At 46.3% G+C, this 21,377-nt stretch carries 19 protein-coding genes; 7 read left to right on the top strand and 12 right to left on the bottom strand.

Features of this window, described 5'->3' with window-relative positions; translation table 11 throughout:
- Positions 1-96 precede the first annotated feature (96 nt).
- Positions 97-1,419 carry a tetratricopeptide repeat protein gene (locus tag QUA33_RS00100; RefSeq protein ID WP_333145481.1) on the top strand — a complete coding sequence of 441 codons (1,323 nt, stop codon included), beginning with the start codon at positions 97-99 and terminating at the stop codon, positions 1,417-1,419.
- Between the two features lie 70 nt (positions 1,420-1,489).
- Here the strand turns inward: QUA33_RS00100 and QUA33_RS00105 are convergent, their stop codons facing one another.
- The gene (locus QUA33_RS00105) at positions 1,490-2,011 is read right to left on the bottom strand and encodes a GNAT family N-acetyltransferase (RefSeq protein WP_333145483.1); all 522 of its coding nucleotides are present in this window, start codon (positions 2,009-2,011) and stop codon (positions 1,490-1,492) included.
- A gap of 446 nt (positions 2,012-2,457) precedes the next feature.
- Here QUA33_RS00105 and QUA33_RS00110 point away from each other — a divergent pair, with 446 nt between their 5' ends.
- Positions 2,458-4,509, top strand: a complete 2,052-nt coding sequence (locus QUA33_RS00110; protein WP_333145485.1) for an ABC transporter ATP-binding protein — start codon at positions 2,458-2,460, stop codon at positions 4,507-4,509.
- A gap of 174 nt (positions 4,510-4,683) precedes the next feature.
- Here QUA33_RS00110 and QUA33_RS00115 read toward each other — a convergent pair whose 3' ends face one another.
- From QUA33_RS00115 to QUA33_RS00135, 5 genes are all read right to left on the bottom strand, one after another.
- The gene (locus tag QUA33_RS00115) at positions 4,684-4,902 is read right to left on the bottom strand and encodes a hypothetical protein (RefSeq protein ID WP_172184703.1); all 219 of its coding nucleotides are present in this window, start codon (positions 4,900-4,902) and stop codon (positions 4,684-4,686) included.
- A gap of 144 nt (positions 4,903-5,046) precedes the next feature.
- Positions 5,047-6,264 (bottom strand): DNA double-strand break repair nuclease NurA, encoded by a 1,218-nt coding sequence (locus tag QUA33_RS00120; RefSeq protein WP_333145487.1) that lies wholly within the window; start codon positions 6,262-6,264, stop codon positions 5,047-5,049.
- Positions 6,265-6,670: 406 nt separating this feature from the next.
- Positions 6,671-7,465, bottom strand: coding sequence for an HAD family hydrolase (locus QUA33_RS00125; RefSeq protein WP_333145489.1), 795 nt, complete (start codon positions 7,463-7,465; stop codon positions 6,671-6,673).
- 230 nt (positions 7,466-7,695) lie between these two features.
- The gene (locus QUA33_RS00130; RefSeq protein WP_333099987.1) at positions 7,696-8,430 is read right to left on the bottom strand and encodes a DUF928 domain-containing protein; all 735 of its coding nucleotides are present in this window, start codon (positions 8,428-8,430) and stop codon (positions 7,696-7,698) included.
- Between the two features lie 140 nt (positions 8,431-8,570).
- Positions 8,571-9,308, bottom strand: coding sequence for a DUF928 domain-containing protein (locus QUA33_RS00135; protein WP_333076689.1), 738 nt, complete (start codon positions 9,306-9,308; stop codon positions 8,571-8,573).
- A gap of 335 nt (positions 9,309-9,643) precedes the next feature.
- Here QUA33_RS00135 and QUA33_RS00140 point away from each other — a divergent pair, with 335 nt between their 5' ends.
- The 3 genes from QUA33_RS00140 (at position 9,644) to QUA33_RS00150 (ending at position 12,588) form a co-directional block, all read left to right on the top strand.
- Positions 9,644-11,431 (top strand): CHASE2 domain-containing protein, encoded by a 1,788-nt coding sequence (locus tag QUA33_RS00140; protein WP_333145491.1) that lies wholly within the window; start codon positions 9,644-9,646, stop codon positions 11,429-11,431.
- Between the two features lie 71 nt (positions 11,432-11,502).
- Positions 11,503-12,261 carry a MinD/ParA family protein gene (locus QUA33_RS00145; protein ID WP_333099982.1) on the top strand — a complete coding sequence of 253 codons (759 nt, stop codon included), beginning with the start codon at positions 11,503-11,505 and terminating at the stop codon, positions 12,259-12,261.
- Between the two features lie 201 nt (positions 12,262-12,462).
- Positions 12,463-12,588, top strand: a complete 126-nt coding sequence (locus QUA33_RS00150; protein WP_333053037.1) for a photosystem II protein Y — start codon at positions 12,463-12,465, stop codon at positions 12,586-12,588.
- A 157-nt stretch (positions 12,589-12,745) separates the two neighbouring features.
- Here QUA33_RS00150 and QUA33_RS00155 read toward each other — a convergent pair whose 3' ends face one another.
- Positions 12,746-12,880 carry a hypothetical protein gene (locus tag QUA33_RS00155; protein WP_333145494.1) on the bottom strand — a complete coding sequence of 45 codons (135 nt, stop codon included), beginning with the start codon at positions 12,878-12,880 and terminating at the stop codon, positions 12,746-12,748.
- Between the two features lie 171 nt (positions 12,881-13,051).
- On the opposite strand from QUA33_RS00155, the gene malQ reads away from it, so the two are divergent.
- Positions 13,052-14,560 (top strand): 4-alpha-glucanotransferase, encoded by a 1,509-nt coding sequence (malQ, locus tag QUA33_RS00160; RefSeq protein ID WP_333145496.1) that lies wholly within the window; start codon positions 13,052-13,054, stop codon positions 14,558-14,560.
- A gap of 134 nt (positions 14,561-14,694) precedes the next feature.
- On the opposite strand, the gene QUA33_RS00165 is transcribed toward malQ, so the two are convergent.
- Positions 14,695-15,576 (bottom strand): RodZ domain-containing protein, encoded by an 882-nt coding sequence (locus tag QUA33_RS00165; protein ID WP_333145498.1) that lies wholly within the window; start codon positions 15,574-15,576, stop codon positions 14,695-14,697.
- A complete protein-coding gene (locus QUA33_RS00170) occupies positions 15,573-16,367 on the bottom strand; it encodes a pseudouridine synthase (RefSeq protein WP_333100021.1) in 795 nt (264 codons plus the stop codon). The genes QUA33_RS00165 and QUA33_RS00170 overlap by 4 nt, the downstream gene beginning before the upstream one ends.
- Before the next feature lie 618 nt (positions 16,368-16,985).
- On the opposite strand from QUA33_RS00170, the gene QUA33_RS00175 reads away from it, so the two are divergent.
- The gene (locus QUA33_RS00175; RefSeq protein ID WP_333145500.1) at positions 16,986-17,777 is read left to right on the top strand and encodes a DUF2993 domain-containing protein; all 792 of its coding nucleotides are present in this window, start codon (positions 16,986-16,988) and stop codon (positions 17,775-17,777) included.
- A gap of 148 nt (positions 17,778-17,925) precedes the next feature.
- On the opposite strand, the gene QUA33_RS00180 is transcribed toward QUA33_RS00175, so the two are convergent.
- From QUA33_RS00180 to QUA33_RS00190, 3 genes are all read right to left on the bottom strand, one after another.
- Positions 17,926-18,843: a phosphatidate cytidylyltransferase gene (locus QUA33_RS00180; RefSeq protein ID WP_333145502.1), complete on the bottom strand. Its 918-nt coding sequence runs from the start codon at positions 18,841-18,843 to the stop codon at positions 17,926-17,928.
- A gap of 262 nt (positions 18,844-19,105) precedes the next feature.
- On the bottom strand, positions 19,106-19,699 hold the full coding sequence (gene cbiT, locus QUA33_RS00185; RefSeq protein ID WP_172184729.1) for a precorrin-6Y C5,15-methyltransferase subunit CbiT: 594 nt from the start codon (positions 19,697-19,699) through the stop codon (positions 19,106-19,108).
- Between the two features lie 99 nt (positions 19,700-19,798).
- Entirely contained in the window at positions 19,799-21,370 is a 1,572-nt protein-coding gene (locus tag QUA33_RS00190) for an aminotransferase class I/II-fold pyridoxal phosphate-dependent enzyme (protein WP_333145504.1), read from the bottom strand.
- Between the last annotated feature and the right edge of the window lie 7 nt (positions 21,371-21,377).

The following is a 21,377-nucleotide window of genomic DNA, read 5'->3' on the forward strand; positions in this document are numbered from 1 at the left end:
TGTGGTAAGTTTTATTTTGTTGCTCTTGTTGAACAGTTTGCTTTTGTGCCATCTTTGTGACATAATTTATACCGTTTTGTAGATATGCAAAACTTGATGTTTCCAGAAAAGATGCCGAATCGCGGCAAGCAAATTTTGAGAATGAGAAGTTCTGTGCCAATTGGGTGCTTGCTTTTCTTGTGGCTGTGTGCTGGTTCTATTGCTAGCGCCCAAACTAATCCACCAGGCCTCGATCAATTTTCTCCTAATCCTCTAGAAATTACCACACCCGATCCCCTAGCTCCCGCTAACGAATCTTTGAGCAGCACTCAGCGGGATGAACTGACAGCCGCTTTGGAGGAGTTAAACTTAGAAGCAGCCGCTAAACTGCAAGCTGGAGACGGCGCGGGTGCTTTTGAAATTTGGTTCCGAGAATTGCGGCTGCGGAGGTATTTGGGGCCGGCGGCGGAAATTGCTGCTTTGAGTCGGGTGGGAAGTGTTGCTTGGAGTAACGGTAAAAACCTCGAACTACAGCTTATTACTAAACGGTTGCAAGCAATTCAAAAAGAAGTCAAATCCCAAGTACCACTTAATACTGAGTTGCTCCCTGCCTTCGCTGCGGCTTTTCAGCAGGTGCGCGCTAAAGGCCCGACTGTAGAAGTTTACCAAGAAATTCTCGAAAAGGCGCGCCAAAACCAAGATATATTGGCTGAAGGTCAGATTTTGAAGGCGATCGGGCTAATTCACATCAATTGGTTGAGTTACGATAAAGCTGCTCCCGTGTATGAGGAATTGGCTACTTTAATTCAGGAAAACCGCGATTTATTTGCTGCTAATTCTGCTGTGCAAAATTCTGCTGTTGTTGCGGGAAACGGCGCACCTCCGCAGCCTGTAACCCCTCCAACTGAGGTAGATACCCTGAGACAGTTGGCCTACGTTTACCAGCAGTCGAAACAACCCCTAAAGGCGATCGCAGCCAGGGAAAAACTAGCATCGGTGTATTTAAACCTGCAAAATCCCAGCGCTATACCACCGCTCAAAATTGCGATCGCCAGTGATTACCAAACCATAGGTCAAATAAATTTAGCCGCTCAATACTATCAGGAAGCCTACAATTTAGCCGTCCCCATTCAACAGTATGCCCAAGCTAGCGAAGCTTTGGATAAATTAGCTTTACTTTATCGAGCGCAAAAGCAATGGGAGCCGACTTTGCGGATTTATCAAATGCAGTTGCTGTTAGAAGAGCGGGCTTACAATCTCTACGGATTGATGAATGCTTACGACAATATCGGTCAAGTTTATCAAGAGATGAAGGCTTACGATAAAGCTTTGGAATCCTATCAAAAAGGGTTGGACGTGGCTAAAAAATTGGGACACAGACAAGAGTATTTTGCTAAGAAAATTCAAAAAGTTAACAAGCAATTGCAAAGGACTTCGTAATTGTCAGCAGGCAATAATGACAAATTGCAATGTGAGTAATTTAAATACAGTAAGGTGTGCAACGCACACCCTACAAAACTACTTTTGACTCGTAGGTTTCTCGCGAGATAGAGTAATAGAGTACATCGGTTTCGTAATAACGAGCATTTTTTTCATATTTCATGCCCACTTTCTGTATCACCCGCTGCGAGGCGATATTTTCGGGGCGTGCGATCGCAACTATTCTCTCCAAGTTTAATATTTGAAATCCATAGTTAAGACTAGCCAAAGATGCTTCTGTAACCAATCCTTGATTCCAATAAACTTTGTCTAGCGCATAACCCAGCTCAACTTCCGGTGTCTGGTCCAGAAAAGCCAGTCCGCAGCGACCAATCATTTTACGGTCTATTTTATGTACTAAAGCCCACATTCCGAAGTTGTTTTCTGCCCAACGTTTGAGCATATTATGAATGGCGATTTCTGTTTCTTCTCTAGTTTTAACTCCTCTCAAGTATTTCATTATTTCTGCATCACTGTAAATACGGTACAACTCATCTAAGTCCTCTGGCGTAAATTGTCTCAGATACAATCTGGCTGTCTCTATTTCTTGCATAAGTTATAAGCAAAAAGTCTAATGCACATTCTTTGGGGCAACTGTTAAATGTAAAATCAATCTCTTCAATGCAGTTCACTGCATTTTGAAAACCCAGCATTTGACACAGTAACTAAAACCAGTGGCAAACTCTATGTCTAAAGGCATAAAGTGGCAAGTAGCGGGTATTCGCTGTTGTAATAAATATGGGCGACTGAGTGCTGTCGGGAGCCAGAATTTGCTGGATCTGTAGAATATTTCCTAATTTAACTGACTCTATTTGCTACAATTGCTAGTTGGATATATTGTACAGCTTTTGTGCTCAAAGCTGAGCGAACCGATCTCGCCAGCCCGCCCTACAAGCCACGCAGCGAAAAAAAAGCTCGATATCCTCAGCAAAAGCCGCCGAATTTAGCAGCATAATAGCTTTTGCAATCTAAAATCTAAAATCTAAAATCTAAAATCGGATGACAATTTCCTCACCAGTAGCAGAAACCAAAAACAAATCCGGCCAGGAAACAGACTGGCGGTTATTTCTGAGGTTGGCATCTTACGCAACCCGCAGCAAACGCTTGCTGATTATTTCGATCGCACTATTAGTACCGCTAGCAGTCTCAGGAGCAATTCAACCGATTCTCATCGGACAGGCAATTTCGGTAATTCGCTCGGAACCTACCTACGAATTCTTGCGGGGATTGTCTCTATCTGCTGCGTTGAATATTTTGGCTATTTTGCTGATGCTAACTATAACACTTAGATTAGCACTGCAATCAGTTCAAGGCTATTTAGTCACGAAAGTAGGGCAAATAATTACTACAGATATTAGAAATGATTTGTTCGCCCACGTCACATCGCTAGCAGTGAGATTTTTCGATCGCACTCCTGTCGGTAAATTGATGACTCGCCTCACCAGCGATGTAGAAGCTTTGGGAGAGGTTTTCTCTTCTGGGGCGATCGGCATTGTCAGCGATTTATTTTCCATTTTAGTAATTGCCATTTTCATGTTTACCATGCAGTGGCAACTAGCTTTAATGTTGGTGCTGATGATGATACCAATTACGGCAGTCATAATTTATTTCCAGTACCAATATCGCATAGCAAATTACAATACCAGAGAAGAACTTTCCGATCTCAACGCCCAACTGCAAGAAAACTTGACTGGTATTGGTGTAGTGCAGCTATTCCGCCGCGAAAGATTCAACTCAGAATTGTTTCGCGTCACCAATAAACGCTACATTAAAGCAGTTGACAAAACTATATTTTACGACTCAGCCGTATCTGCGACATTAGAATGGATTGCTTTAGTAGCGATCGCAGCCGTTTTGTGGATGGGGGGTCAAAGGGTTTTAGCCGGTAATCTCAACTTCGGTACTCTCTCGGCATTCATTTTATTTGCTCAGCGTCTATTCGATCCGCTGCGGCAATTTGCTGAGAAATTCACTGCAATTCAAGCAGGATTTACCGCTGTCGAACGGATTAGCGATATTCTCAACGAACCGATCGAAATTAAAGATCCAACTAGCGGCAAGAAGGAAGAGGAAAGAGGGAAGAAGGAAGAAGGAAGAGGAAAGAGGGAAGAAGGAAGAAGGGCAAGTTATTCACCGTTGTTGATAACTGGACATCCAGAGGCAACTGCTTATAATTTGTCTCCGTTCGATCGAGAAATGGCAGATAATCATCAAAGTCCAGCAAGTTCAGAATATCGTTTATTGCCTAACAATCCCCCATCACCCCCCGCCAACTCCCCCAAGCTTCGGGGGGGAGAAAATGCCAAATCGCAGAATTCTGAATCGGGAGAAATCCAATTTGACAACGTGTGGTTTGCTTACAAACAAGACGAATATGTCCTGCAAAACCTCAATTTCACCATCAAATCCGGCGAAAAAGTAGCATTAGTTGGCCCTACCGGTGCAGGCAAAAGTTCGATTATCCGTCTCCTGTGCCGCCTTTACGAACCTAGCCGAGGACGGATTCTGGTTAATAATGTGGATATTCGGGATTTGCCTCAAGCAGAGTTACGGAGGCACATAGGCGTAATTATCCAAGATGGCTTTCTATTTGCTGGTGACGTGAAGAGCAATATCAGCCTGGGAGAAAGTTACTCGATTGAGGAAATTCAAGCAGCAGCAGAAAAGACAAATGTTGCCCGGTTGATCGAACAGTTGCCTCAAGGTTATGACACGCAATTGCGGGAACGGGGAACCAATCTTTCGGGGGGACAAAAGCAATTATTAGCGTTTGCTCGCGCGGCCATTCGCAATCCCAGTATTTTAGTTCTAGACGAGGCAACTGCTAGTTTGGATGTGGGGACGGAAGCTTTAATTCAAGAAGCTTTAGAGCGTTTGATGGCGGACAGAACGGCGATAATTATTGCCCACAGGCTCTCGACTATCCGAAATGTCGATCGCATTTTAGTGCTCAAACGCGGGCAGTTAGTAGAGTCTGGCAGCCACGAAGAATTGTTGCAGCAAGAAGGGTTGTATGCCAGTTTGTACAAGTTGCAAATGCTGGGAAGTTAATATCTGAAGGAAGAAGGAAGTTCGGCAACGAGCAATGTACGGGATGTAACGGATGTAACGGATGTCAGTCCGATGGAAGTCGGAAGAGGGAAAATTCTCGGAATCCTAAGATACCCGGCTTCTGGAAGAAGTCGGGTATCTAAAAGAATCTCAAATCTCAAATCTTAAATCGGATCACTTGCCCGAAATCATTTTACCCAGGGTTTCCGGCAAGTGAATTATATGTTGGAAAAGCTGATTTGGGCCGATGCCAAACAATAACTGCATCGCCAGCACAATTGCTGCTAAAGCAATCGCTGTCCCGATGCTAGCTTTCAACACTTTAAAAGCCCAATTAAACACCAGCCAAGATACAAGTAACGAGGCAATTAAGATAATTAGTTCTATTGGCATATAACATTTTTAACTTTATTTTAACTATACATAACTTACGCATCAATACCAAAGAAACCGGCTTTTTTATCTGTATTAAGGGCTTAAATGCAATATTTCCGTAAAAACCTGGTTTCTGCGTCCAAGACTACTCTACTTATTACTTTAAGCAATACTGCCACGTTTCCGTGTTTCCTTATAAGAAATTCCCACATTTTTTAAGCCGGCTTTAATCATTTGCTGCTCTAACAAAGCGAAAAAGCGACTTCGATCGCCCCCCGTGACTACCGCTTGATTGTGAGCTTCTGCTAGCGTCACCGGATAGCCGCCGCCTTTGTGTACTTGAGCCAGCATCATTCCTAATGCTAAATCTAGCTGTGCTGTATCTTGTGCTACCCATTCCGGCACTTCTATTCTAGCAATTTCTGTCCCCACGTGAACGTAACAGAAATAGACGGAATTAACGCCGTACAAATCTAAAATTCGAGCTTGGGATTTCCACAAAGGGCTTCTTTGTCCCGGTGAGAGGATTGTTGCCCACAATATGGCATCCCGCAAAGGTTCAAATTCTTGACAAGGTGCTTTTTCGGCGAAAGACATTGTGGCGGCAAATCCGACGTTCGGGCAATTTGTCATGCAGTCTGGTACTTCGTGGGTGCAAGCTTCAAACCGCAAAAAAGATAAACTTTCGCTGCTGCGAGAAGCGCTTAAGTATCCTAACAGCGGAATTCCTGCTAAACGCAACTTGTCCCAAGCTTCTAAAATTGGCAGCAAAATTTGATCGCGCGCATCGGTGGGTAACTGTTCCAAAAACCAATAAATCAGGGAACCGTCTACCATTGCTAAAGCTGGCGCGGGCAATTTATTGTCGTTAACTTTTGCCCAATTGCAGCCCATTTCTGCTAAGGCAATTGCTTCGGAAACTGCCCGCCGATATCCCATCCATTCTTCGGTTCTAATTCCCCACTGCCGCGAACCGTACAAGTCTTCGGGTTTGTAGAAAACCTCGGGTACGCTGTCTAAAACTGGGTGGCGGCTTTGTCCGTAGTGCAGCATGACTGTGCCGACGTTTAGCAGGTAGCAGTAGGCTATTTCGTGATGGTTGGGGGAAATTTGCGATCCGTCTGTGGCAAAGACTGTGTGAGCTGCGGGGGGTGCGGTGATGTAGGTACGATCGGACAATGGCTCGATCGGCGTGGCAGCATTGAATAAAGTGCGATCGCGCCAATTCTCTTGCAATTCCACCAATTTTTCCTGTTCGCCTGCCGCCTTTACCAGCAAATTCTGAGCCACTTCCAAACGCTGGCGAGCGGCCTGAGCTTCCACATTCAAATGTTGGCTCATTCCCTGCATTGCCTTGGCTGCTTTAGTTAAATCGAGCATGGGTTTTAAGTCTCAATATTAGAAAGCTTTCAAGCTGAGAAATTATCAAAACACTTTTCATCTTTTTGGTTACGAAGCTTAGTTTTTGTCATACACGCAGTTCGATCGACTAAAACACTTCGTGTGCGCCCGCATAAATAGTAAAATAACCTGGTTTTTGAGGTCAAGATTACCTGCAATAGTCTATGAAAAAAAACATTTTTTTTGTCGATAGCCTTGCTTTTTTGAGGAGTTTCTGTTATACTTATCTTATAATCGGATGGTGGCAAAAATATTATTTTTGCCACCATCCGATTATATTAAAATACCATGCCTACTCCACAAAAGTCAACAAAAAAGATGTAAAATTTTGTGGTTTTTTGACTTTGAAAAGCGAAAAAAAACACAAGTGTAAATAAATTTAAAATTAACATTCGAGCGGCAGCCAATCGGCAAAATCTCCAGCAAACTGGGACAGAGAAAGCAATTGAACTGGTGGATTTTGAGCCACAGATTCCCGTTCGGGCGAAGTATTGTAACCCCAATCAGCCAAAAATAACCTCACCTGAGATAAATCCGGCTGCTGCTTCACCGACAGCAAAGTTTTTAACCTATCTTCCACAAACCAGATAGTCGAGTCTTTGCCAGACGCTGCCAAAAATTCCCGCAAAATTTGGTGTTTAGGCTTGTTGTATTCCTTACCAAAAATTAACTCAGACGGCATTTGTACTCCTGCTAGCTGCAAAAGTTCCCGCACAAAACGACCTTCCTTCGTAGTGACGATCGCCACTTTCACCGAACTATCCTGCAACGAGTGCAAGCGATCGGCAACCCCTGGATAAAAGCGGTGCAAAGACAGCCACCCAGCTAAATCCTCAGCAATCCAATTATCGCGCAATCCGTCTAACATAGCACCGACAGACTGCGCTTTTAAATTATTTTCGGTCAACAAATACGGTACTATATTGGGCCAATCTAGCAAAATTTGCTCTGGGGAAATTCCTGTCAGTAGTGCGCGGATCAGCAGCGGCATTTCCCAACCAGTTTCAATGGCAGGCCGCACTCGGTAAAAACTCAAAGCTAAATCTGAATCGGGTACTGTTTCGACTGGTTTCCAGATTTGACAGTAGGTACGCCAAGCTGTTTGGAAATATTCGATTAGTCCGTCACAAATCACACCGTCAAAATCAAGAGCTAGAATTGTCGGAAAGTTATTAGCCATCAATCGATTTTAGATTTTGGATTTTGGATTTTGGATTGAAGAATTGAAGGATTTGAGAATTGAACAAAGCGATATCACTGATGAATCTGGGGACTGGTTATCGGATACTATTTTTTGATGTTGCCAGGATAAAGACGGGGGCTTGTACCCTGGCTGCTTTCGGTTACTGGATTGAAGAATTGAAAAATTGACTGTGAAAACACTCAGCAATGATTGGTGAACAGTCGTTATTAAAAAGACTGAACTAGCGGTTGAGTGGCAATCGATTCTAGTCCTTGGGACTGCAACAATTGCGTCCATTCGGTCGTCAGCCGCGAATCATCGGGTGCGAGGCGCCGCATTTCGGCTAGAGTAGCAAGAGTCTCGTACCAAATCCCATTTTTAGCATAAGCAATCACCTTAGCCATAGGGTCGGGATTTGCCAAATCCTTCTTGAGATTTGCCTGGGGTTCAATTCGCTGCATCCATCCTTTAACAATATAATCTCCAGAACGCTCCAGCGGATCGCAGGCTAGTGCAAACGACCACACATATCGCTTACCAACCTCAATATTTTTTGTCTGGTCTTTCTCAGAAAGGCTAACTCCCACAATTCCGGCTTTGTCATTTTTGATAGTAGTTTCGTAGACTACTTCTGATTCATCTGCGTTTAGCAAAACAAACTCTACTTGAGCTGCGGGTTGAGAAACATATACAAAAAATGTTGGCGATTCTGTTAGCGTTAAACCAATATTGCTTTCAGGTATTAAGGGAGTAATGAATAAACCATCCCGTAACTTACAGCCTCGATGCGTCCCCCCTTGCCGGTTGTCGGGGGCTGTTACATCTGGGGGTGTGAAATTAACATTCTGACTTAGCAGAATGGGTGCAGGCACAGCCTGCATCGGTGTAAGCAAACTGGGGAGAGTAACGGCGATCGCCAATACAGTCATCGCCAGTGCAGTAAAATGTATAAAACGTTTCATTTTCCACCCACTTGTAGAAATATTTATAGATCGCATCTCTAATGTTAACCCGGAGTTTTAGCCCCGGGCGCGATCGAGTAAATGGGTCAATTTTCACATCGCCATCGGCAGACCGACAAAACTTCAAGAAATATCGAGATTTAAAGAGGCGCAACCAGTGGTTGAGCTGCAACTGATTCGAGTCCTTGGGACTGCAATAATTGCGTCCACTTGGCTGTCAGCTTCACATCCCCCGGCGTCTGACGCCGCATTTGGGCTAAAGTAGCGAGAGTTTCGTACCAAATCCCATTTTGAGCATAAACGTTGAGCCTAGTCATCGGGTCGGGATTTGCCAAATCGCTCTTGAGAGTTGCCTGCGGTTCAATTCGCTGCACGAACCCTTTAACAACTAAATCTCCAGATCGGTCTTCGGGGTCGCAAACGAGCGAAAATGACCACACGTATCGCTTACCAACTTCAAGGGATTTGTTGTTGTCCGTAGCAGGAATGGTAACTCCAACAATCCCAGATTTGTCCAGTTTAAATGTTTTTTCGTAGACCACTTCCTCTTCCTTGTCGTTGAGGACAGTAAACTCTATTTTTGCCGAGGTTTGAGGAACATAGACAAAAATTGTGGGAGACTCTGTTAGGGTTAAACCGATATTAGTTGGAGGCACTAAAGGAGTAATAGATAAACCCGCTGGACAAAGCTTGTTGCCGCGATGTGTCCCTCCTTGTCGGTTGGTGGGGGCTGTTACGTCGGGAGGTTTGAAATTAAAATTTTGACTCAGCAGAAGCGGCTGGGATTGTGCGCGCATCGGTGCAAGTGAACTGGGTACGGTAGCTGCGATCGCAGATACGGCGACCGCAAGTGTAGCCCGATGTAGAAAACGTTTCATTTTGTTGTACCTTTCACTATAATTCCAAACACAGGCATTCGCTGATGGCGACAAATATTTTTGAGCTGCTAGTCGAGGGCGCAGATACACAATTTATACCTTGACATATCATCAATAACATTTATTAATTCGAGCGGCAAGGGATTCTCTGTCGAAAAACTCAGGTTGCCTAAACCGCAAGTATCATTAGATACAGTTGCTCGCCACGTACTGTAAATTTTTGTAACAAAGCGGTCGGAGTTTCCGAGTGTTCTAAGATGGAGGAAGTCTCCAGCAGGGGGGAAATGTGAAACAACTGCTGTTCCAGAAACGAGTCAAACTTTTATGCTGGGATAATGAGTAAAATATCTAATAAAATTCGATCGGCAGCGACTCAATTGAGTCAAATGTATAAACCATCACTAGCATTGGCTAAGTCTGTATTAATTGCCAGCGCGGCAGTAACATTATCCTTGATGGGAGCCCGACAACTAGGAATACTCGAACCATTAGAATTAAGCGCTTACGACCAAATGGTGAGGTGGCGTCCCGAAGAACAGCCAGACTCGCGTTTGCTAGTTGTGGGGATTACGGAAGCAGACATTCAGAAACTGAAACAGTGGCCGATATCCGATCGCAAAATAGCTGAAACATTACAAAAAGTTGACAAAATGCAGCCGGCAGTCATCGGTTTAGATGTACTGCGAGACGTACCTTTAGGAGACGGGCGCGAGGAATTAACCAAAATTTTACAAAAAAGCGATCGAATTATCGGGGTATGTTTAGTCACCGACGGCAGCCCGGACAATCCCGGTTCTCCGCCTGCGCCGGGGCTACCACAAAACCGGGTGGGATTTGCAGATTTCGGAGTCGATCCGGGTGGCATACTCCGCAGGGCATTATTATTTATGAAACCCCCCACAATTAAGGGCAACTCCTCGGCCCAAAAACATCTTTGCAATGACGACTCTCAAGTTTTAGCTTCCTTCAACCTCCAGCTAGCACTCCGCTACCTGCAAGGGCAAAAAATCTCTCCTCAACTTGCGCCCGATCAATCTTTATGGCTGGGAAAAACCCAATTAAAACAACTAGCAAGCAATGACGGAGGATACACAAATACCGATGTCAGGGGATATCAAATATTAATTAACTATCGTTCCAGGCGGCAAGTTGCCAACCAAGTCAGAATTACGGATGTTTTAGAGGGGAAAGTTGACCCAAATTTAGTTAAAGATAAAATAGTGCTCATCGGTTATACCACAGAAACCGTTAAAGATTTCTTTTATACTCCTTACAGTGGGGGACAGCAAAGCAATCAATTCATGCCGGGGATCGTGGCACACGCACAAGTAGTCAGCCAAATTTTGAGTGCAGTTTTAGACAACAGACCGATGTTATGGTTTTGGCCGGAATGGGCCGAAATCCTATGGATTTCGGGATGGTCAATTGTGGGAGGAACGTTGGCATCGCGGATGGCTCACCCAGCGAAGTTGACGGTGACATTCGCAGCATTGCTGTCCGGGTGTTGCGCGATCGGCTTTGGGATTTTTCTGTTGGGAGGGTGGGTGCCTGTGGCAGCGCCAGCCTTAGCATTAATCTTAACTGGGGGTAGCATTGTATCAGCAGAGAGATTTAATAAAGCCGGATACGGGAAAGCAATTAGCGATCGAGTAAAACAAGTCTTCAAAATCGAAATAGACCAAGCCAAAAAAGAACAGCAAGTCGCAGAAATCACAGAATCTGATTTCTTTAAAGAATTGCAGCAAAAGAAAGATAAACTGAGAATTAGCAAACAAGACACCTCTGAAAAAGTACCTTCCGAACCCCAAGAAATAACTGCAAGTACCGCAGACCTTCCCAAGGTCGAAAGTCAGACAGACGACTACTTAGCTCAATTGCAGGAAAAAGCCAAACTGCAGAAGCAGCGCGCCCCTGTGACTGAATCGGAAAGCAGCTCACCGACGGGTGCGTGCGAGGCGGGTGGCGGTGCTATTTCAGCCGAAACCAAACCCCATGACGAGTTCAGCGATTTGCAAGCCAAAGCCAAACAGATGCGGCACCGCAGGGGCGCAGAAAAGAGGATAAAAGATGAAAAAATTGATAGTTTAGCAGACAAGGAGGATTTGGGGGGCAAGGAAGAATGACAGAGAACTCGACTGCATAGAGAATTGCATCATAATAGGTTCTCGCCGTTTCTTACCCTCATACGCAGATCATGTCCAAAATCATCTCTGTCCACTCTTACCGGGGCGGAACTGGCAAATCGAACACGACAGCAAACTTGGCATCTATTATCGCTCGTGGCGGAAATCGGGTCGCCATTGTGGACACCGACATTCAATCGCCTGGGATTCACGTGCTGTTCGGTTTCAGCGAGAGCAACATGGCTCGCTGCCTGAACGATTACCTGTGGGGCCGGTGTCCGATCGCGGATACGGCCTACAATGTGAGTTCGCTGCTGCCAAAATTAGCCAGTAACGGCAACCTCTACCTGATTCCTTCGAGCATTAAAGCAGGGGAAATAGCGCGAGTTTTGCGCGAAGGCTACGATGTCGGACTGCTTACCGACGGCTTTCAAGAACTGATCGAGTTTCTGGAATTAGACTACCTATTTATCGACACCCACCCGGGGCTCAACGAAGAAACCCTCCTCAGCATCACCATTTCCGACATCCTGCTGCTGATTCTGCGTCCGGATCAGCAAGATTTTCAGGGAACGGCTGTCACGGTAGATGTGGCCCGCAAATTAGAAGTTCCCAAGATTTTGATGACGATCAATAAAGCCCCAGAATCCCTGGATTTCGAGGATTTGAAGCAGCAAGTAGAGAGTATTTACAACATCCCAGTGGCAGGGGTACTGCCCCACAGCGACAAGATGATGCTGCTCGCCAGCAAGGGAGTGTTTGCGCTGCACTTCCCTAACGACCCTCTAACTAAGGTTGTGGAAGGGATTGCGAAACAGATTGTGGGATAATTGGTGCAGCGAATGCCGATCGCCCGCCCAGGAGTGAGTTTCGATCTCAATTCCTGCGGAGCGATGTCCTTCTGTCTATTCGGCTGCCAGCAGAGGAACTTTCTCAGCGACAATATTTGGTTAAAGAGTCAGGAGAATGGCGACAAAATGAGATACAAATAGATTATGAGAATTTGTTAAAAAACTTTAGGAGGAGAACTCATGGATTTTGACTTCCGCATACTAATAGTATTGATGCCCGTATTGTTGGCGGGCGGCTGGGCTGCCTACAACGTCGGCGCTATAGCTCTCAAACAAGTGCAGAAATTGTTGAACAAGCAAGCTTAAACTCAGCCTTTTTTCAGGTAATCCCGCAGCCGACTGTTTTTTTAGATACAAAACAGTCGGCTGATTTGTGCATTGGCTCTGCTTAAGTGATGGCTGATTTTGGGCGGGCAATTTACGACTGCAGAGAGATGGGGCGAAAGCCAAAGAAAAGTTAGATTTAAAAATTAAGCAGAAACTGATTACGCTCCAGCAAAATATTTTCTTGCAGCAAACGAGCCTGGGTAAAAAAACCTAGCTGTGAAAGCAGGGCGATCGTGTAACTCCAGATTTTGATGTTTTGAACTCTACTCATAACTTCTGAGTAGAGTTCCATAAAAATATTGGGTAAGCACGTTATCGCAGAAAATATGAGACAATCACAAAAGTATTTGCCCTAACAATCGCCCTAAAAACTACGAAGTTTAACTGATAGGGAAGATAGGTCAAATTGTCAATGTTAAATTCCTATATCTTTAGATAGATTATGCTTTTTCCCCGATCGAGCGGCATTCTACTCCATCCCACATCCTTTCCCAGTCGATTTGGCATTGGAGACATGGGAATAGAAGCATATCGCTTTATTGACTTTTTAGTAGAGAGCGACCAGCAATACTGGCAGGTATTGCCGCTGGGGCCGACAGGATACGGCAATTCTCCTTATTCGTGCTATTCAGCAATGGCGGGAAATCCCCTGCTGATCAACCCAGAACTGCTGCGGGACGATCAATTGCTCACAGATGAAGACTTCGCTAATTTACCTGAATTTCCGCTCGATTATGTAGACTTCGAGCGGGCGATCGCCTTGAAAGTGCCTTTGCTCAAAAAAGCTTGCGAAAATTTCAAAGCCAAAGCATCTCCTATCCAGCAAAAAGAATTCTCAGCTTTTTGCGAAAGCAAAGAGAATTGGCTGGAAGATTACGCCTTATTTATGGCACTAAAAGATCACTTTGGCGGTGTTAGCTGGAACAATTGGGAAACAGAAATTGCCCGTCGAAAACCAGAGTCGGTAGAGAAGTGGCGTCAGCAGCTAAATGCTGAGATTTATTACTACAAATACGTTCAGTTTGAGTTTTTTCGCCAGTGGACGGAGTTGAAACGCTATGCTAACCTGCGGGACATTAAAATTATTGGCGACATTCCGATTTATGTAGCTCACGACAGCGCGGATGTGTGGTCTCATCCAGAAACATTCTGCTTGGATGAAGCCACCGGAGAAGCAGCTTTAATGGCAGGAGTTCCCCCAGATTACTTCAGCAATACAGGTCAATTGTGGGGCAACCCCGTATACAATTGGGAGAAGTTGCAAGCAAATAATTTCGAGTGGTGGGTGGAGCGTTTTGAAGCGATTTTCGCTTATGTAGACGTGACTCGTATCGACCACTTTCGAGGATTTGAGGCTTACTGGGCGGTGAAGCGCGGACAAGAAACTGCGATCGAGGGAGAGTGGATTAAAGCGCCGGGAATAGCTTTGTTGGATCTAATTAATGAGAAGTTTGGCAACTTGCCGATTATCGCTGAAGATTTAGGGGTAATTACTCCTGAAGTGGAAGCTTTGCGCGATCGATACGAGTTTCCAGGAATGAAGATTTTGCAGTTTGCTTTCGGCGCGGGCCCTGGCGATCCTTTTTTGCCTTTCAACTACGAGCGCAACTCCGTAGTTTACACGGGTACCCACGACAACGACACGACTGTCGGCTGGTTCAATCAACTGCAAAACTACGAAAGAGATGAGGTTTTGCGTTATTTGGGCTGCATAGATCCCCAAGGAATTCACTGGTCTTTAATCCGCATGGGCTGGATTTCTATTGCTAATTTGGCAATTGTTCCGTATCAAGATTTGTTGGGTTTGGGTACAGACGCGCGGATGAATTTTCCGGGGAAAGCAGAGGGAAATTGGGGGTGGCGATATCGACCAGAAGCTTTGAATTGGGAAGTGCGCGATCGGCTCAAAACTATGACTTACATCTCCGGGCGCGCTCCTAATAAACATTGATAATGGAGAAGGGGTAGTTGGTAATGGGTAAGGGGTAATGGGTAAGAAGTCAATAAAGACCGACATTCTAATTAAAATCTGTGGACTGCCCGCTATTACCTATTTATTACCCATTAACAATTACCAATTAACACTCAACCTTCATTCTTGGGCGGTGCTGAAGGATTGAGTTCCTTTGCTTTAAAAACAACTTCTTTGGCGACTCCAGGATCTCCGAGTGGTTCGGCTTGTCCGTTATTAACGGCAACCATTACCCCGCCGGCGTTACCTGCTACCACTACCAATTGCTTTTGAGCCCCCCAGGTGCGAACAGTCCCTGAAGGCAAAGTTCCCTCAAACTCTGTTTTACCATCGACTTCAACCTGCATCCACGATTCTGCTTTAAAAGTGACGTTAACCATCACTGGTTTATTGCCAGATTTATCTAAACGCTGACCTGTTCTTACTGCTTCGACAGCCTCGTAACTATCCGGTTTCTGATTTTGTGAGGCTCTCGATGCCTCAGCAGCTAAACGAGCTTGTTCTTGCTGCCCAAGCGCTAGTTCTTCGGCTCCCGCACCGTTTTTTGCGGTAACAGAACCGCTCATCAACTGAGATAAGACATTGACCGAACAGATAATTAGAAATGTGTAAAAGAGGTAGAGGTGCATCGGCCGCAACTGAGGCCCATCTTGCCAGGATAGCTTGGTTCTCGATCGGGGCGGCGGTTCGATCGGGAAAAAGTCGGCAAACTGAGTTCCGTCCAAACCCATTGCTTCAGCGTAGCGCTTGATCAAACCCTGAGTGTAGACTGGTTCCGGAAGTTGGTCTAGTTCACCGTCCTCGATGGCTTGCAGCAGATTCCGCCGAATCATTGTTACCACGGCTACTTTGTCCAAACAAATAGACTGCTGTTCGCGGTACTGACGGAGTTGAGTTCCAATTTCCGCTAGCTTCTTCTGAGCTGTTTCTGGCTCTTGGGAGTGCCGTTTCTGCTTAGTGGTTTTGAAGAATAAAAACAATAAATTCTTTGTCATATGCTGTGCTCCTGGGAATTTACTGGCACGCTTATTGATGTTAGGTTGACTAGATTCCATAAATAAATAATTTCCGCATCTTCTAGGGGTCGGCAGCAGCCTGGTGGCAATATTGGCGAACCGGGCCGCTGCAATTGAATCGGGCCGATGGCTGTGCGGTGCAGGCGCACCACGGGATATCCCAACTGTTCGGCAGTTCGCCGAATCTGTCGGTTTCTGCCTTCTGATAGAATGACTTCTAACAGAGTTTGGTCTTGCGCGCGATCGATAACTTTTACTTTCGCGGGCAAAGTTTTTCTGCCGGACAAGATGATGCCCTGACGCCACGTTTGTAGTATGCGTTCCGGGGGATCGCCCCGTACCCAAACCTGATAAGTTTTGGCGATCGAGTGACGCGGATGGGTCAAACAAAATGTCAGCTTACCATCATTGGTGAGCAAGAGGGCGCCGGTGGAATCTGCATCTAAGCGTCCTACGGGGTGGATGCCTTGACCGGAGCGCAGTTGTGGTGGCAGCAAGTCGAGAACTTTCGATCTGGCTCTTGGATCGCTGCAAGTAGAAACTACGCCTGCCGGTTTGTTGAGCAACAGATAGACCTTTGCGGGTCGATCCGTTGGTTGCACCGGGACTCCATCGACTTGGATGAGATCGCGATCGGGATTCGCTTTTTCTCCTAAGCGAACAATATTGCCATTAACTCGGACTCGTCCAGCTACAATCATCTGTTCTGCAAGACGGCGAGAGGCAATGCCCCACTGGGCGAGGATTTTTTGCAGCCTTTCATCAGACATGACGGGAGTGTGGAAATCCCCAACGAGCCAGCGGTGGGGAGGAAACACGACACGGTTAATTGATTAACCGTACTAGCAATGCTCAATTCCTGGTTGGGAATAAATTATAATGCTGACCAATTATTACAGGACGCCCGGCAAGAGTGCAGATTGTCCTTGTGCCCGGTGCAGATTGTCCTGATGGCATTACCCTGAATGCTGTGCAAAAACTACGACGAAAAGACTCGCTGCAGGCACAGGTTTGCACCGTTGGTTTGCGGCTGGTTTGAAAGGTGTGGGTCTGACCCGACCATAAACCAACACTACCATAAATCCCGTACTGCTGGTTAAATTTATACGCTCGATCGCGAATTTTTCATCGGGATCGCACAACTCGTGAACTATCCAAAGATCCCAAGGGGGGAAAGGTAAGAATTTTTCTGCTTCTGGCGTTGCTGATGCCAGATTTCTGCTTGATTTTCGAGTCGATCGGACTTGTATTCATCAACCCGGTTTCTAAGGAAAATCAGAGGTTGACAGCGGTCTATCTGTTCATAAACCGGGTTTTTGAGGCCGGATGTGCCTGTTCTAGTTAAATTTCTGTGCTTGAATATTAAGGTTTATATTCTGAAATTGTTTATGACTGTCGATCGAAACTCTATTCAATTTGACAATAGAGATGCCGCTGCTGGCTCTGGTGAGACTGTTAATCTCGGCGAGGAGCCGGGGAGACCTTCGCCCAGTCAAGGCAGCCGGATCGCAAGCGCAGTGCTGTCTCCGGCGGTGCAGTTGTGGCTGCGATCGCAAGTTCAGCAGGTGGACGAGTTGAAGGTGAAAATTGAGGGGAGCGATCGACAAATCTTCGGCGGTGCGATCCCCAAAGTCACGGCTGCCGCTCGCGGTGCTGTGTATAAAGGATTACACCTAACTGAAGTTGCCATAGAGGGCTGTGGCATTCGCATCAACCTCGGTCAAGCTCTCAAAGGCCAACCCCTGCGCCTCCTGGAATCCGTTCCCGTGGCAGGCGTTTTGAGGCTTAGTCAGGCGGATTTGAATGCGTCGCTGAAAGCGCCTTTGCTTGCTGATGCTTTGAACGAATTTTTGCTGCCTATGCTGCCGCTGACAGATAGGGAAAAGTCGCTGAAGTTGCAAAATTCGCAGATTAGAATTGAGGCGGGTTTGTTGACGCTTTCGGCGACAATTTTGCGCGCTGGCGGTAGGCAAATTCTTTTGGTATTGCGGACGGGTTTGCGGATAGCCAGCGGTCGCGAATTGATGTTTGAATCACCAGAAATCGAAATGGATGGAGAATTAAAGAGCAGTGATTTCAATGGTTTTAAAATTGATTTTGGGCCGGAAGTTGAGATAGAAGAGTTGATTTTGAGTCCGGGGGAGATTGTTTGTCGGGGAGGAATTACAGTTTTGCCTTAGTTCGTTAACAGTTGACAGTTGACAGTTGACAGTTGACTTTAACCTGATTCCTCGGCAGATCCTGGGAATACATACCCCACGCCCATGCCCAATTCCCAATGCCCAATTCTCAATGCCCAATGCCCAATGCCCAATTCCCAATTCCCAATTACCGATTAATTAAAAAAGAGTCGATCGCGGGCAACAGTAAAGTGACAAAATAGTAGACTAGGGGCGCGGTAAAAACATAACTGTCGGTGCGATCGAGAATGCCGCCGTGACCGGGGATCAACTGCCCCGAATCCTTAACGCCGGCGTCTCGCTTCATCATCGACTCAGTTAAATCTCCCAACAAGCTAGCAACCCCAATCAAGAGACCAAAAGCAGCCCCAGTATACGGCCACCCCGGCCAGTGCAAATACCAAGACCCAGCCGCTGCCACGGCGATGCTGCCGCAAACTCCAAATACGGCACCTTCAACGGTTTTTTTGGGGCTGATGTGGGACAGGCTAGTGCGACCGAAGAATTTGCCGACAAAATAAGCCCCAATGTCAGCGGCCCAGATGCAGAAGAAAGCCAGCAGCAGCGAAGTCAATCCTAAAGATATATGGCTAGAAGTTGTCCAAGACGGGGACGGGTAAATGTTAACCGGCAAATTGCTTGCTACTGCTTGCGAAAGTTGGGTTGTAGCAAGATTGGCTGGGTCGAGGCCGACTCGCAGCCGTACCCAATAGCTGGGCAAATAACCGCCGTAGAACAATCCTAAAACTGAGGAGGCAATATCGGCGATCGTCGATAATTTAGGTTGGAATAACAGGTAGAAACAAATTAAGGTTCCCGCTAAGGGGAACATGGCATCTACGAGTTGCGGTGCTAGGGCAGCAGTAATTAACAGGCCTTGACTGACGGCTAAGGTAGTTTTGGCAGCGGGTGCAATGCCTTTAGCCCTGGCTAATTGAAAATATTCCAATTGACCTAGGTAGACGATGACTCCAAAGCCGAGGGTGAAGTACCATCCCCCCATAATAATCATTCCCAAAGCAAGGGCGATCGCAACTATTCCACTGAGGATACGAGACCAAGGCATAAATGAATTTCTCTTGCAGACGGCGGCGGGTCATTCGATTTTAGATTTTGGATTTTGGATTTTTCAAGAGCACGAGTTTCTCACTTGCACAGCTAACCCCCATCCCCAATCGGCGATCCAAAATCTCAAGTCAGGCGGTCAATCCAGCTATGGTCGCCCCTATTCTTAAGTATGAAGGTTAAGTGAACTTAAAAAAGATTAAGAATTACATAATTAATTCGTGTATCCGTGTCAAAACTCTTGTTATGCCTTCTTTTTCCTTCTAATCCAGCTTTTCGCCGCTGAGAATAAATATGGGATTGACGGCGGCAAAGGTTTGACTCAGGCCGCGAGTCTCCAGGCGGTTGACGGCGGACTGGACTACTTCGATGTTGCGGACTTGCAACTCGGCGAACCCTTCGGAAAGGGCGTAAAGATTCTCTAAATTCGAGGCTGTGGCGACAACTCTACCGTGGGGTTGCAAGTACCGCCAGACTTCTTGGAGAATGGCTTTGATGGGGCGACCTCCTTCGATGCAGACTCGGTGGGGGGGTTGGGGCAGGTTTTCCAGGCATTCCGGGGCACTGCCTTCTATGACTTCTACGTTGTTGAGCTCGAATCGATCGCAATTTCTGCGAATCAAGCTTGCTACTTCTTCGTCCCTTTCGACGGCAATAATCCGACCTTTGGGACACAGCAAACCTGTTTCTACGGCGATCGTACCAGTACCTGCACCGATGTCCCACACGACTGAATCTGCTTGCAGCCGCAGGTGGGAGATTAACAGCAGTCGGACTTCTCGCTTACTCATGGGAATTCCCGGTAAACGTTCAAATAAGTCATCGGGAATGCCTGGAGTGACGTAGGGCCAAAGCATAGTTCTATTTTTGATTTTTGATTTTTGATTGAAGCAAGACCGAAGTTGGAACTCGCGGAAGAAGTAGAAATTCTCCGCATTTCCCCCAAGCCTTAATATTTACTGTCGCACAACCTTGAGAGTTTGGAGGCCGCGATCGCTACAACCTGTAATTTTTCCGCCGGCGCCCAGGATTTGTTGCAGGTAGTCAACGGCTGCTGGGGTAATGATTTCACCGGGCATCAGGACTGGTATTCCTGGGGGATAGGGACAGATGAGTTCGGCGCTGAGTCGATCGACTGCTTTGTCTGCGGGTACTGTTTCCGCTGGGAAAAAGAATGCCTCGCGGGGGGAGACGAGAGGGGGAGAGGGGGAGAGTGGGAGATTGGGAGATTGGGCAAATCTTCCATCGGACATCGGACTTCTTCTCTCGGACTTCTTCTTTCGGACTTCTTCCTTCTTCCTGACATCCCTTACATCCGTTACATCCGTTACAGAATCCGTTGCCGAACTTCCTTCTTCCTTCTTCCTTCTTCCTTCTAAAAGAGTACAAGCTTTAACTAAATTGTCAATATCTAATTCTGTATTTCCCAAGCTGATAATAAATGTTAGATGTTGGGGCATGGGAAGTTCTGCGGTAACGCCGAGTTGAGAGTGCAGAATTTCATCTGCTGCAAATCCTGTGATTCCTAAATCTGATACTTTTAGGGTTAGCCTGGTGCGGTCTAATGCTGCAAAACCAGGTGTATTTAACGGTTCTAAAACAGATAAGCCGGGAATTTGACTGATGCGCGATCGCGCTTTTTCTGCTAGTTGTAAAGTTTGCGCCATTAATTCTTTGCCGTGGAGTGCGATTTGTTGGCGGGCTGCGTCTAGGGATGCTAATAGTATGTAACTCGGACTGGTAGATTGTACTAACTGCAATGCTTTATTTAATTTTTGGAGATCTATGCGATCGCCCTTGATGTGCAGCATCGATGCTTGTGTCATTGCACCCAGGGTTTTGTGGATGGATTGTACTGTTAAATCGGCGCCTGCTGATAGTGCTGGTTCTGGCAAGTTTGGGTGAAAGTTAAAGTGCGCGCCGTGGGCTTCGTCTACTAATAACGGTATGTTGTATTGATGGGTAATTTGGGCGATCGCCCGCAAATCTCCGCAGACGCCGTGATAGGTTGGGTAAACCATCATTACTGCTTTGGCGTCGGGATGTTGTTCTAATGCTGCGGCTGTGGCTTCAGGGGTGATGCTGTTGGCAATATCCCATTCCGGGTTGTACTCTGGATTGACAAAAATTGGAATTGCACCGGATAAAATTAAACCAGAAATTGCTGATGAGTGGATATTTCGAGGCAAGATAATTTTATCTCCTGGGCCGCAAGTCGCTAAGATAGCCGCGATAATTCCGCAAGTCGAACCGTTGGCCAAAAAGCGAGTTGATTGGGCTCCAAATGCTGCGGCGGCTAAGTCTTGAGCTTCGGCAATTGCACCTTCTGGGTTAAAGAGATTGTCTAATTCCGGCAATTCGGGCAAATCCGATCTAAATACTGCCGCACCGAATAAGTCAATTAGGGGTTGAGAGATTCCTTGTCCGCCTTTGTGTCCGGGGGCATAAAATGGGGCGTGTGGGTGATTTGTGCGATCGCGCAAGGCATCTAATAGAGGCGTTTGTTGTTGAGAGTTGGCTGCTGACACGCTTAAT

Origin of the sequence: Microcoleus sp. Pol14D4 (assembly GCF_036701245.1) — a bacterium.
Lineage (GTDB): Bacteria > Cyanobacteriota > Cyanobacteriia > Cyanobacteriales > Microcoleaceae > Microcoleus.

Bases quoted from the DNA above. Each gene is read 5' to 3' on its own strand.
- QUA33_RS00100 (WP_333145481.1), top strand. From the start codon at position 97: ATGTTTCCAGAAAAGATGCCGAATCGCGGCAAGCAAATTTTGAGAATG.
- QUA33_RS00105 (WP_333145483.1), bottom strand. From the start codon at position 2,011: ATGCAAGAAATAGAGACAGCCAGATTGTATCTGAGACAATTTACGCCA.
- QUA33_RS00110 (WP_333145485.1), top strand. From the start codon at position 2,458: ATGACAATTTCCTCACCAGTAGCAGAAACCAAAAACAAATCCGGCCAG.
- QUA33_RS00115 (WP_172184703.1), bottom strand. From the start codon at position 4,902: ATGCCAATAGAACTAATTATCTTAATTGCCTCGTTACTTGTATCTTGG.
- QUA33_RS00120 (WP_333145487.1), bottom strand. From the start codon at position 6,264: ATGCTCGATTTAACTAAAGCAGCCAAGGCAATGCAGGGAATGAGCCAA.
- QUA33_RS00125 (WP_333145489.1), bottom strand. From the start codon at position 7,465: ATGGCTAATAACTTTCCGACAATTCTAGCTCTTGATTTTGACGGTGTG.
- QUA33_RS00130 (WP_333099987.1), bottom strand. From the start codon at position 8,430: ATGAAACGTTTTATACATTTTACTGCACTGGCGATGACTGTATTGGCG.
- QUA33_RS00135 (WP_333076689.1), bottom strand. From the start codon at position 9,308: ATGAAACGTTTTCTACATCGGGCTACACTTGCGGTCGCCGTATCTGCG.
- QUA33_RS00140 (WP_333145491.1), top strand. From the start codon at position 9,644: ATGAGTAAAATATCTAATAAAATTCGATCGGCAGCGACTCAATTGAGT.
- QUA33_RS00145 (WP_333099982.1), top strand. From the start codon at position 11,503: ATGTCCAAAATCATCTCTGTCCACTCTTACCGGGGCGGAACTGGCAAA.
- QUA33_RS00150 (WP_333053037.1), top strand. From the start codon at position 12,463: ATGGATTTTGACTTCCGCATACTAATAGTATTGATGCCCGTATTGTTG.
- QUA33_RS00155 (WP_333145494.1), bottom strand. From the start codon at position 12,880: ATGAGTAGAGTTCAAAACATCAAAATCTGGAGTTACACGATCGCCCTG.
- malQ (WP_333145496.1), top strand. From the start codon at position 13,052: ATGCTTTTTCCCCGATCGAGCGGCATTCTACTCCATCCCACATCCTTT.
- QUA33_RS00165 (WP_333145498.1), bottom strand. From the start codon at position 15,576: ATGACAAAGAATTTATTGTTTTTATTCTTCAAAACCACTAAGCAGAAA.
- QUA33_RS00170 (WP_333100021.1), bottom strand. From the start codon at position 16,367: ATGTCTGATGAAAGGCTGCAAAAAATCCTCGCCCAGTGGGGCATTGCC.
- QUA33_RS00175 (WP_333145500.1), top strand. From the start codon at position 16,986: ATGACTGTCGATCGAAACTCTATTCAATTTGACAATAGAGATGCCGCT.
- QUA33_RS00180 (WP_333145502.1), bottom strand. From the start codon at position 18,843: ATGCCTTGGTCTCGTATCCTCAGTGGAATAGTTGCGATCGCCCTTGCT.
- cbiT (WP_172184729.1), bottom strand. From the start codon at position 19,699: ATGCTTTGGCCCTACGTCACTCCAGGCATTCCCGATGACTTATTTGAA.